9 protein-coding genes are annotated in these 12,631 nt (G+C 47.7%); all 9 read left to right on the top strand.

What is annotated here, in order from left to right:
- Nucleotides 1-204 precede the first annotated feature (204 nt).
- A complete protein-coding gene (locus B5E62_RS15680) occupies nucleotides 205-1,641 on the top strand; it encodes an Eco57I restriction-modification methylase domain-containing protein (RefSeq protein WP_087175457.1) in 1,437 nt (478 codons plus the stop codon).
- A gap of 5 nt (nucleotides 1,642-1,646) precedes the next feature.
- Nucleotides 1,647-4,127 (top strand): sensor histidine kinase, encoded by a 2,481-nt coding sequence (locus B5E62_RS15675; protein WP_087175456.1) that lies wholly within the window; start codon nucleotides 1,647-1,649, stop codon nucleotides 4,125-4,127.
- Nucleotides 4,127-4,783, top strand: a complete 657-nt coding sequence (locus B5E62_RS15670; RefSeq protein WP_087175455.1) for a hypothetical protein — start codon at nucleotides 4,127-4,129, stop codon at nucleotides 4,781-4,783. Before B5E62_RS15675 ends, B5E62_RS15670 begins: the two co-directional genes overlap by 1 nt.
- A gap of 4 nt (nucleotides 4,784-4,787) precedes the next feature.
- Entirely contained in the window at nucleotides 4,788-5,444 is a 657-nt protein-coding gene (locus tag B5E62_RS15665) for an HNH endonuclease signature motif containing protein (RefSeq protein WP_087175454.1), read from the top strand.
- A 192-nt stretch (nucleotides 5,445-5,636) separates the two neighbouring features.
- Entirely contained in the window at nucleotides 5,637-6,008 is a 372-nt protein-coding gene (locus tag B5E62_RS15660; RefSeq protein WP_087175453.1) for a hypothetical protein, read from the top strand.
- Between the two features lie 14 nt (nucleotides 6,009-6,022).
- Nucleotides 6,023-9,352 carry a hypothetical protein gene (locus B5E62_RS15655; protein ID WP_087175452.1) on the top strand — a complete coding sequence of 1,110 codons (3,330 nt, stop codon included), beginning with the start codon at nucleotides 6,023-6,025 and terminating at the stop codon, nucleotides 9,350-9,352.
- A 266-nt stretch (nucleotides 9,353-9,618) separates the two neighbouring features.
- The gene (locus B5E62_RS15650; RefSeq protein WP_162610337.1) at nucleotides 9,619-11,172 is read left to right on the top strand and encodes a zinc-ribbon domain-containing protein; all 1,554 of its coding nucleotides are present in this window, start codon (nucleotides 9,619-9,621) and stop codon (nucleotides 11,170-11,172) included.
- 17 nt (nucleotides 11,173-11,189) lie between these two features.
- Nucleotides 11,190-11,852: a C-type lectin domain-containing protein gene (locus B5E62_RS15645; RefSeq protein WP_087175450.1), complete on the top strand. Its 663-nt coding sequence runs from the start codon at nucleotides 11,190-11,192 to the stop codon at nucleotides 11,850-11,852.
- A 185-nt stretch (nucleotides 11,853-12,037) separates the two neighbouring features.
- Complete coding sequence (gene rpsL / locus B5E62_RS15640) at nucleotides 12,038-12,460, top strand: 30S ribosomal protein S12 (protein WP_087175449.1); 423 nt, start codon at nucleotides 12,038-12,040, stop codon at nucleotides 12,458-12,460.
- Nucleotides 12,461-12,631 lie beyond the last annotated feature (171 nt).

The following is a 12,631-nucleotide window of genomic DNA, read 5'->3' as shown; positions in this document are numbered from 1 at the left end:
CTACTGCTGTCAGAAGGAGAGATAACCATACCATGGATGTATGAAAGAGTAAATATCAACTGTGCAGAAGTAAACGCTACTACCCGTAGGAGAGGTGGAATTTAAAATTTCATTTTTGGGGGGTAAAATTCAGGAAACGGCAATAGTGACAAGAAAAATTGATTGTGATAAAATTGGAGTAAACACAAGAAGGATGAAGAGGTTATGGGAGAGACAACCTGCAAAGTATTTACGCCTCCGGAAATTGTCAGCTACATGCTGGATAAAATTGGATATATACATGATTTATATGGGAAAAAGATTCTTGAAAACTCTTGCGGAACCGGACGCTTTTTAAGAGAAATCGCCAGGAGATATATAATAGATGCGCGAAAAAGCGGCAAAACGGACGAAGAGATCAAGAGAGGGTTGGAAAGAGATGTTCATGGCATTGAAAAAGAAAGAGATATATATGACAAATGCTTGAATAATCTGGATAATATGGCGGCTCAGCTCGGAATAAGAGATGTTAGGTGGAATGTCCGGTTAAGTGATGCATTAACACTGAAGACAGAGCCGATATATCAGTTTGTGGTTGGCAATCCTCCTTATATTACATACTATAATATGCCGGAGGAAGACAGAAAATTGATAAAAAGCAGATATGAGTCATGCAAAAGAGGAAAAGCAGACTATTATTATGCCTTTACAGAAGCTGCGCTTGAGGCTTTGGCTTCGGATGGAGTGATGGCATATTTGATTCCTAACAATTTTATGAAAAACAGATATTCTGAGGGATTGCGGAAATACATCTTGCCATATTTAATAGAACTGGAAGATTTTAAGTTTGAGAGAATCTTTGAAGGACGCCTGACGTCGTCTGCCATTATTGTATGTTCGAAAAGGCAGAATTCTCCCACCTTTTTGTATACAGACAGGGAAAAGGCAGGAGCTTTAGAGACAAATAATACGTATATATCCAAAAATAGTCTTAAGGGAAAATGGGTGCTGGATAGGGAGCTTGATCATATAGGAGAGAAAAAAAGATTTGGCGACTGCTTTAAGGTTTCGGCACCTGTTGCTACATTATTGAATCAGGTTTTTGTCATAAAAGATTTCAAAGAAAATGAAAAATGGATTGAGAAGGACGGGTTCAGACTGGAAAAGAGTGGGCTTCGTCCGGCGGCAAGTCCTAAGAGCATGCAGTATAAAGAAAAAAATTATATTATTTTTCCGTATTATTATGAAAGCAACAAACTTTGCCGTTATGAGGAAGGACAATTTGTGAAGCTTTATCCGCAGATTACCGGTTACCTGACGCAATATGCGCAGAAATTGTCCGAGAGAAAAGCGGATAAAAAAAGTAAGTGGTTTGAATTTGGCCGGTCACAGGCATTGGCTCATATTAACCAGGAAAAGTTGATGTTGTCTACTCTGATCACAGGTAAAGTTAAGTATTATCATCTTGATAAATATACAGTTCCGTATTCGGGAATGTATATTGTGCCGAAGGACGGGTACACCATTGAGCAGGCAGAACAGGTGCTGGACAGCGAGGAGTTTTATAGATATATCCAGGCGGTCGGGATACATGCAAATGGAAAAACATATCGTGTAAGTCCGCGGGATATTGCCAACTATGTCTTTGAAGAAAAGTGGTGAGGTAAATGCAAAAGGTAGAATTTCAGGTCGGTGCTAAAGCGGCAAGGCTGATTGGCCGTGAAAACATAGCAGATGTGGACGGGGCTTTAATCGAGTTGATAAAAAACTCCTATGATGCAGATGCCACCTGTGTTTATGTGGATTTTTATATGCCGTTTCCAGATGTTCCTGATAAAGCGAAAGTCACACATTTTGCGGAATATTTATCGGAAAAGGAACTGCGGTTTGTCAGAGAATGTTATGAGATAAAAGGAATTACCTGGATTAAAAAGCAGAATTTACCGGATAAGCTGCAAAACGGATTAAAAGATATCTTGTTCGCTCATAATAAAATTATAGTTGCAGATAATGGGACTGGAATGACGGAAGATGTCGTCAGATCTGCATGGATGTATATTGGTACGAGCAATAAAGAAAATAATATCATGTCTGCCAAGGGACGGGTCAAAACGGGGGCAAAAGGTATAGGAAGATTTGCTCTTGATAAATTGTCTATGAAATCGATTATGTATACGAAATCGACAGACAGCGCTGAAACTGTCCGATGGGGTATGGACTGGGAACAGTTTGCCGATGCGACGTTGATCAGTGATGTAAAAGCGGATCTGGAGACGGAATATACCGAATATAAAAGTATAGTAAGAGGGATCATGGGAGAGGATAATGCTCTTTTAGAGGAGCATGATTGGTCAACAGGTACTGTGATTATTTTGAGCCCGATCAGAGAGGCCTGGAGTGAGCGCCTTTTTAGGAAAGTAAATACGAATCTTAAGAGTATCAACCCTATCGGAAGTGCGGACAGATTTGAAGTAATTGTTAGAAATGTTCTTTTGCCGAAATTTAGTTTTAAAACAGAGAAGGTAGCTATAGATAATGATGATTATGACTACAGAATATATGGGGAATATGATGGGGATGAGCTGTTGAAGATTCGGCTTCTCCGTAATGAAATTGACTTGTCTGTAAAAAAAGTGACGGTGGAAAAATACGGGTCAGTAGCCACAAAATCGACAGATGAATTCTGGTCAAGAGAGAAGTTGCAGAAACAGCATTACCGGAAATCTGATTATGCGAAAGAGCTGTTGATTGAAAAGAGAGTGACGGATATTTTACCCTCTGACCGACTGGAAAAAATACAGAAAGTGGGCCCGTTTACTGCAGAGATGTATTTTCTTAGAAACGCAAACAATGACTATGCAATAATGAAGAAGGTGGCGGTCAGAAAAAGAAAGAGATTGCTGGAGCAGTTTTCAGGGATAAAATTGTATAGGGATGACTTTAAAGTCCGGCCATACGGTGATGATGGCGCAATGTATGACTGGCTGGAAATGGGGGCACGTGCGCAGAAGAGCCCGGCGTCTGTGGCACATCCAACAGGTTCGTGGCGTGTACAGCCTTATCAGATGATTGGTCTGGTGAAGATTGGACGTGAAACCAATCCGAATCTGGAGGATATGGCCAACCGTGAAGGGCTTGCGCTGACAGATACATACTATATTTTTATCAGTTTGTTGCAGGAATGTCTCAAGGAGTTTGAATTTGACAGACAGTATATATACAGAGAGTATACCAAATGGATCAAATCTATAGAAGATGAATTGTCAGACTACGCGGAGAAGATTAAAGAAGAGGCAATACGGCGCGAAACGGAACATGAAAAGAAGACTGACAGTGAATTTACGCAAGACGAGATGTTTGGAACGGTATACAAGCTGATGCAGGAAACTGAACAGGCGTTGAACGGTAAACAGATGCTTCAGATTCTGAGCGCATCAGGAATACTGATGAATACTTTTTTTCACGAGTTTAATGCGATCAACACTCAGTTTCATGTCCAGGCTTCCCAGATACGAAGCAGAGTAAACTATATATTAAAGGGGAAAGAATATGAAGGTCTTCCTGCATACAATCCATACAACAGAATTGATAGTCTGGAAAAGAATGATATGCTTATTGCCGCTTTCTTGGATGTGATTATGGAAGGATTGCAAAAAGACAGTTTAAAAGCGCAGGAAATTTCCCTGGAAAAGATGGTGACGACTATTCTGGAAAAGTGGAAAATAATTTTGGCGAAGAAGCATATTTCCGTTAGCGTAGAACCGTCGGGGGAGGAGTCGGATGATACAGTCTCGATTGCTCTGGTAGATATGTATATCATCCTGAATAATTTTATATTAAATGCGGCATGGTTCCTTGAACAGACACATAACCCTGAAAGGAAGGTGGCTTTTGAAATAGAAAGCACAACAGATAGGGTGGTTCTGACTATGGAAAATAATGGTCCGCCTCTTGCGGATATGTTTCGCGATAATCCGGATAAAATTTTTGAAATAGGAGAAACTTCAAAAAAGGGAAAAGGGACAGGGCTGGGCCTTTGGATTGTAAGAGAAACGGTAGAAAGAAATAACGGAATTATTTCTGTTATGGATAAAACAGATGGCTTCGGCTTGAAAATAGAATGGAGAAAGCCGGAAAGGAGGGTATAATGTATCGAATAGGGATTATAGACGATGAAAAAGACGAACGGGACGATATTCAGGTATCTATTTTGGACAATGCCGGATGGATCCTGGACAAACCGGAAATTGAGTTTAAAGAGTATGAGTTGGAAGGGCGTAAGAGGGAAGATATCTTACAGGAAATACAGGACGATATAGATGAAAAAAATATCCAGGCTTTGATAGTGGATTTCCGTCTTGATACGACGGCAGATGTCATTAAAGGCTGGCAGATTATTGAGTTTATGCACGACGAAATTCCCGAATTTCCTGTTGTTATTATGACAAATGCGCCGGAAGAGAGCAAACAGTCTGAGCACACTGATGCAGATAAGGTATATCCTAAAAAAATATTTTTGAATCCCGAACTTGAGGAGACCAAAGAACTTGTGAGAAATATAATTCTCAATATGCAGAAATATGTAACACGCCGAGAAACTCTGGAAGAAAACCTTGCCGTAGAACTTCAGAAGCTGGACAAGGACAGTGAAGACGAGAAGGCCCTGGAACGGATTATGGAAATTGAGACGGAACTGGGGCGATATAAACAGTTGTATCAGACGACAGTAGACACTGGTTTGGATATGGATGAAATTAAGGATGTTTTTCAACAGTTAAAAAAGTACGAAGAATTGTTAGGATGATTAAATGAAATATGCAGATTTTAAAGAGCATAAGATAACGAGAACCTGTACAGTACAGTTTGATAAACCAAGAAAATATGTAAAATACCTGAAACGAGACTTCCATTGCAGGTGTTGTTATTGTAATATGGATGAAAATCTTGTGGCAGTGCCATACCATGTGGAACACTTTATACCAGAGAAAATATTTAAGAACAAAAAGGACTATTTGAAAACGGATTACGAAAATCTTATGTGGTCCTGTCCTAAGTGCAATTTGTCCAAGGGAGATAAATATAAAGGAGATATAGAAAGCAGTTCCCGAATAGAAAATGAATTATTTTATAATCCAGTGTACACGGATTATAATACAATTTTTTATCGCAATGAGCTTGGCGGAATTGATTCGGATGATCCGAAGGGACGAGAGATGATCAAAATGCTGAAATTATACCGTCCTATACATAATCTCGGGTGGCTGCTTGAAAGACTGGAAAAAATGTGTGAGCGGCTTGAAACAGCAATTGAAAGAGAAAAAGATCCTGAACGTAAGAGATTGCTTGAGTTGGCGGCTGGCAAATTGGCCAGAGAATATGTGAAAAAGGTAAAAGTATTTCGCGCTGCATATAAAGGGAACAGAGTGCTTTCTCAAAGCGTAGATTCTGAATCCAATATTGAATAGAAAATATTGAATCGAAGGAGATTATCATTGCAATAGCTGTCCCAGGGGTGCTATAATAAAAATGGTTTTTCAATGGCAGGATAAAAGGCGTAGCTACGCCTTTTTATTCTGCCTTTTCTGTTTGCCTATAGCTGCATAGAGATGAGGTGAACAAAGGGATAAAATAGCGAGGCGAAAGGAGAGCACAACTCAATGGAAATTGGAATTCAACTGACAGTCAAGATGGATGAGAACACAAAATATAATATGGGACTGGAGATACCCACCAGCATCACACCTCAGAACCCTTTTGATTTCAGGGTAATTCAGGAGGCATCCTCCGGCACGGACGCGAAGGAGGAGGTAACCCGGGACGTGGTGATGCAAGTGACCTTCGGGGGCGGAGACGCTATTTACGCCAAGGTAGAGCCGCCTAAGAGTATTCTGGAGCTTGCTCATGTGGATGAGTATATTGACAGTTTCCAGGCAAGCGTAAAGGAAGGCGAGTATGATCCGGAGAAAAATCAGTTTGCAGTGACAACCAATACGTTGGAGGACAAGTCTGAAAAGGCGGAAGACAAGTAGGACCTGTCCGATAAATGTGGGAAGTAAATCTGTCAGTCTGCCTGCGGGCAGGCAGACTGGCAAAAGGGACAAAGGAGTGGCCGCTGGAGGTGGGGCTTCAGGGCAATACAGCCCGGCAGTCTTTTTATCTGAGACTTAGAGAAGACTCTGTCGATGCAGAGGCCTCTCTTACAAACCTTGCGGATGAGAGCGCCGGGGATTATTTTGCGGGCTGCTGTCTGGAAAGCGCCGGTCTCATCTGTTCCCACTGCAGTCAGGGGGAGACGGCCCCATCAGCGGGCGCCCTTTTCCCGGCGGATCCCGAGCTGCCCGGCGAGCTTTCCGGACTGCTGCGGGAGAAGCGGGGGTATATGGAGAAAGGGATCTGCTTGTGGATGGTTTCGGAGCTTAAGAAGCTAAGCGTATTTTCAGGGGCTCTGAAGATCGGATATCATGGGGCGCAGAGGCTGGTCATACTGGGCTGCCTGGAGAAGCGGGGATCGATATGGGATCAGCTTTACTATGCCGGGCTTCCTGAGATTGAACTTTTTTACGCAGTTGTTTTCCGGAATGTGCGGCTGCTGTATCAGATTGCAGAGAAGAAGAGCCGATTGGCTCTGTCCGGGGAGGTGGAGCTGTCTGTAGAGAACTTCAGTCTTGGATTTCAGGGAGAGATCCGGATGGACGAGAGGGGATACAGGGCGGAAATGTCAGCCCTGGAGAACGGGGATACCCCGGTTTTTGCGCTGGGAAGCGCCGGAAGTCTGCAGCTGGACCAATTGATCTTTCATCTGGAGTGTGCCTACGCGTCTGAAGGGCACCGGGAGGAGAAGCGCTGCTATCTGGAGGCCGAGGCTTGTCTGGCCGGACAGAAGTGGAAGGGAGGGCTCTCCTATGCCAGCGGAGAAAAGCAGACCTGTTGGCAGATGGAGCTGACGCTGGAAACGGACCTTTCTCTTGACAGTCTGTTAGCGCAGATTTTTGAGATTGGGCAGAGCGGGGAGCCCCTTTTTGACCTGGAGATTCTGAAGGGGAGCAGTCTGTCCTGTACTATGGCGGATGGATCGTCAGAAAACGGCGAAAGCGCAGAAAAGACGTACAGCCTGCGGCTGCATACCGTGCTGACTCTTGTAGTCAGCCTGGAGCTCTGGGGAGAAGTAGAGCTTTCCTCAGATACATTCCGTTTCTCTCTTCAGGCAGGAAGCGTGCTGGATCTGGAGATACTGCAGATTGCGGGGCGCCAGGGAGAGAAAGGACCTGCTTTCTCCTACCAGTACAAAAAGGGAGACAGGGCGCAGGGGAAGAGTATGGAGATAGAGGGAGAGCTTACCTTTTTCGTAGAGCGTCTGTTGGGAGGTAGCTTCTGGTACAGCGGGGGAAAGGAGGACTGGAGTGTCCGTGCGGAGCTTTGGCCGGAGGGAGTTTTGAGGACGGTGTTCGGCGAGCACCTGACGGTTATCTATGATAAGAAGACCGGCTTTCGGCTGGAGGATATAGATTCCCTGTCCTATGCAGGCGAGGCATTTGACTTCCTGAAAAGGATGCGGGAATATCTGGAGATTTTGGGAAAGGCCAATAGCTGCGAAAAGCTGCAGGAGACCGTGGACCAGATCGTGCAATCAGTGTTTGACAAAAATAATTTTCAGGAGCTGGAGGCAGTGCTGGCTGTTCTTGCCAGGGATGAGCTGGAGGCCTATGTATCCGGGCTGCTGTGCCGAAAGCTGGTCAGCCAGGAGGAAGCGGCCAGACTTCTTCCGGACGATCCCTCTGGCGGTGGCGGAGAAAGCGGCGGCGACAGTGGTACGGCTGGAGGCAGTGGCGGAGAAGGTGGAGGGGGAGAAAGCGGCGGCGGTGTGTCTGAGACTGGATTCTCCATCTTTGCCGCTGGCGGCGGTACAGCCTTTTCCTTCAGTGAGACCGGAGATTGGATGGCAGCCGGATTTGCTGGGATGGCAGCTGTCTTTATGGTTCTCTCAGGCGGCGGGAAAAATGATCCTGCTCAGCCCTTGCCCTGTCCGAAATTCAGAGGGAAGCTTGATGGAGCGAAACTGCGGATAGAGATTTGGCAGGTGGAAGGCGCCTCTGGTTATGAGCTGGACATTATGTGGAATGGACCGAGTCGGGCGGATCGTTTCCTGTCCTGGAAAGCGGAAGAAGAACCACCCCGAATCTCTTTCCTGGAAATCCTCGTAAAGGGTAAGGCGTATCTGGCGGTCCGAGCGCTTCATGAAAAGAAGGAGAGGAGCAGCCCCTGGAGTGAAGGGAATTATCTGGGTGAAGTTACTCATCAGGAGCTCATCTCCTGGAGCGTACAGAGCGGCCTTTGCGTTCGTGACTGTCTGCAGCTGCTTAGGGAGCATAAGATAGAGCTGGAGGAATCCGGCGCTATGAAAATGGTTCTGGAGAAGTATCTGCACCCGGCGGACAAGGAGGAAGTGGCCCGCGAACACTATATAAATCAGGACAGCGCCCGGGTTTGCCTGGAGCATTTGGACACTGCTTTTCCCCACCTTTCTTCCGGAGAGCTTTTGATCTGCATGTGGAGAAAGGGATATGGGGAGGAGGAGACTGTTCAGGCACTGCGGGAGAGGAGGCCTCAAATAACGATGGAGGATACCGAGGGGCTGCTGCTTAAAGCAATCCAAAAGGAGGAAAAGAGCATGGATTTAAAAATGCAGATTACACAGTTCGCAGAACAAAAGAAAAAAGGACAGCTGACAGAGCTGGAGTGGCGGAGAGCTCTGTCAGAGCTGCTCGTTGTTTATGACCCTGTAGATGTGGCTGCAATTTTGAAAGAGGCGGGAAGAACTGCGGCAGAGCTTGCTCTGGACCTGAAGGAGATTCTTGCCGATCACAGGGCTGTCACTGTGGGGGGGATCATTTTGAATGAGAGGATTTATCCAGGGACTACTAGGGAAGAAATGGCGGTCATTTTAAGCAAGGCGTTTCCGGAGGAGAATGTAGAAAAAGTACTGGGTATCCTGTATCCCACTACGGTTGAGGTGTCGGCCCGGGTAATCTGGAATGATACCGGAGTACAGATTGAAGAGGACGAGGTCGTGACGGCCCAATATGTGAGCGGGCTTTGGAACGTAAATCCTCCATGCCATAAGGCGAATTATGGACCGGAGGGCATAGGGATTATCGCAAAGCCAGGATACGCATGCCCGGGAGAATCGGAAGGCTGTCTGGTGGGGCGGATTGGCAATGGAGAAAGCTTCCGCATCGGAAGGAAGGCTGTGCTTCCAAAAGGAAGAGGACCTCTGTTTCTGACTGCCAATGATGATCTGTATGGTCTCTATGGGAGCGGATATAGTGACAACCGAGGGGAGGTTATGGTGGAGATTGGGAAAGAGATGCGTTGATGCTCAACGGTACTGGATCGAGTATCTGGCATTTATCCGGGATTTCCAGCAAAAAATGCGTTGCAGAGAGATTCGGCAAGTAACTTTGCTGACTTCACTATTAGCAAAAGGCAAACGGACATGCAGGCAGAGACACTTCGTTTTTTGAAGGATTCCCGGCTTTTTTCCAATTTGGCTATTGCCATGTCCGCTCCGGGAGATTAAAATTTAAATCAGACAGAAACAGTCATTTTCTGACTGAAATGCTGGAAAAGGAGGAGAGAGAAATGCTGATTTGTCCAAATTGCGGAACTGCCAACACAGACGACTCAAAATTCTGCGAGAACTGCGGGACAAAGCTGGAGGGTGAGGCACAGTACGTGCCGGAGGAAACCGGAGAGACAAAAGTGGAGCCTGCGGCTGAGCCGGAAAACGCGCCAAATATGGAGAGTGATGAAGAACCGACTGCCGAGCCGGAGCAGGCAGCGGAACCGGAAGAAGAACAGGTGGAAAGCGCAGAGCGGCCGGAAGAACAGGTGTCAGCCTTTGACCAGCCGGTAGAGCCGGAGGCACAGCCGGAGCCAGAGCAATGGCAGCAGGGCTCCTCGGACCAGGGCTTCGATCCGGGCATGGACCAGGGCTTCGATCCGGGCATGGACCAGGGCTTCGATCTGGGTGTGGACCAGAATTATGATCCGAACATGAACCAGGGATTTGACCAGGATTTTACCCAGAACATGGCTGCCGGAGGGGCGCCCCGAAAGAAAATGTCCAGGCTGCAGATTGCAGTCATACTGGAGGCGGTGTGCCTTGTGCTGCTGGTCGTGGCCTTCTTCGCCATCGGGAACAGCCGCAGCAGCGCCATCTCTGTGGCAGAGAAGTACTTTGAGGCCTACGCGGATCAGGACTGGGAGGAGGTCTACGGCATGCTGGAGCTTCCGGACGGAGACTTCATCCAGGAAGACCAGTACGAGAAGATCATGGATGCAAGCGAGCAGCCGGAGATCACCAACTTTCAGGTGCGGGAGCCGGTCGGCAATGTGGGAGACGGGATTACCCAGACCTTTGAGGTGAACTACTCTATAAACGGGCAGGGGCAGTCCAGCACAACGGTCACTGTGGTCAAGCAGAGCCGGAAGTCCATGCTGTTTTTCGATACATGGAAAGTTTCGGCGGATGGCCTGATCGCCCAGGATTACAGTATCTATGTGCCAAAGGGAGCGCAGACAGCGGTGGACGGCGTCCAGCTGACGGAGGATTATCTGGTCTCAGAGGAGGAGGGCCAGGCTTGCTATCAGATCTCCATTTTCAACGGAGTTCACAGTATACAGGCAGAGATACCCTGGTGTGAGACGTACGAGGCCCAGTTTGATACAACGGCTCAGGCAGAGTACGCGGTATCCGGTCTGGCGCTCTCGGAAGAGGGAACGCAGGCTGTGGAGACAAAGCTTCAGGAGGCTATGGAGACCTACTGCCAGGCTGCTCTGGCCGGCAGCTCCTTTGACGAGGTGAAGGAACTGTTTGCGGAGGGCGCTCCTGACAGCAATGAGGATTATTACGAGAATCTGAGGAACAGCCTGGAGGCTGACAGGTACTCCTCGGCGCAGCAGCTGCAGCTGAGCGGATTCGAGTGCGATGTGTCTGAAGTGGGAACATATAATGGAAGCCTTCAGGCTGAACTGAGCTATGACTATGATGTCAGCTACACCTATCAGGGAATGTTTGATGACGCGCCGGAGAGCCGGACAAAGGACGGATCCTCCTACGCAAGCGCACAGTTTGTCTATGACGGAGATACATATAAGCTGTGGTCATTTACTCCCGGCAGCATCTGGTATTAAGGAGGCGGAATTATAATATGGAAGAAAAGCAGACAAAGAGCGGATGGAAGATTGCGGCTATCGTGCTTGCGGTACTGATCGTGGCAGCCCTTGCGGCGGTCGTGGGCGTGTTCATCACCTCCTCCGCCAGCGGCGGCGCCGGGGGTGGAAAGAGCGATGGCAAAGAGGCGGAGCTGGAGCAGGTGCAGCCTTCAGATGAGGAGATCGATGTGAAGAGCACGATCCTGGTGACAGCGGATGGGAGCACCTCCGAGGACGCCGGTGACACGGCGGAGGCGGGGGACGAGAGCGCTTCTGCGGAGCACCGCTATGAGGTGGTCGCCCAGCGGATGAGCTGGGCTCAGGCGGATGCCTACTGCAAGGCCCAGGGCGGATATCTTGCCACTGTGGGAAGTCAGGCAGAGTACGACAAGATCGTGCAGCTGGCAGCCCAGTCCGGGAGGAAGGTCCTCTTCCTGGGGGGACAGCGCGGATCGGACGGCAATTTCCAGTGGACCAACGGGGAGGATTTCTCCTACACGGCCTGGATGTCGGGAGAGCCCAACAACGACGGGGGGAATGAGAACTGTCTGGTCATGTTCCTGGTGGACGGCCAGTGGGTATGGTCGGACGTTCCGGATGACCTGAGCTCCTACTACGGGGAGAGCACGGTCGGCTTCGTATGTGAGTGGGATTCGTAAAAAATATGTAAAAACAGGCGAAAAACAGGGGCCTGCGGGACAAAAAAATCCCGCAGGCCCTTGACTTTTGGGAATATCCATAATAAAATAGTCTGGCGTGCATAGGGATACGCAGTATTTCGCACGCCTTAAACTTGTATAAGTTTAAACCCGTAACTTATTTTTATCGTAGGAGGTGAAAAGAAATGCCAACATTTAACCAGTTAGTAAGAAAGGGACGTCAGACTTCTGTAAAGAAATCTACAGCTCCGGCACTTCAGAAAGGGTACAACTCCCTGAGAAAGAGGACAACAGACACATCTGCACCGCAGAAGAGAGGTGTCTGCACAGCTGTTAAGACAGCTACTCCGAAGAAGCCTAACTCAGCTCTTCGTAAGATCGCCAGGGTCCGTCTTTCCAACGGGATCGAGGTGACAAGCTACATTCCGGGCGAGGGACACAACCTGCAGGAGCACAGCGTTGTCCTGATCCGCGGAGGCCGTGTTAAGGACCTTCCTGGTACAAGGTATCACATCGTAAGAGGAACACTGGATACAGCAGGCGTTGCCAAGAGAAGACAGGCTCGTTCCAAGTACGGTGCCAAGAGACCGAAAGACGCTAAAAAGTAGACCTGAGCTCTTGATGAGTGCAAGCAAAAGCGCAGCACGAATTTAGTGCGAAGGCCGTTCTTCGGAGTAAAGCGGAGGAGAACTTCCTTGACCTGTTCGGAAGAGTTTCCTTAAGCCCGAAGGACCGACGATTTGTAGTCACAAACAGAACTATGATGAAGTAAGTTACAG

The organism is Lachnoclostridium sp. An118 (genome assembly GCF_002160985.1).
Taxonomy (GTDB): Bacteria; Bacillota; Clostridia; order Lachnospirales; family Lachnospiraceae; genus Claveliimonas; species Claveliimonas stercoravium.
The sequence above is the reverse complement of the archived record's forward strand: the minus strand, read 5'-3'. Positions and strand labels throughout refer to the sequence as shown.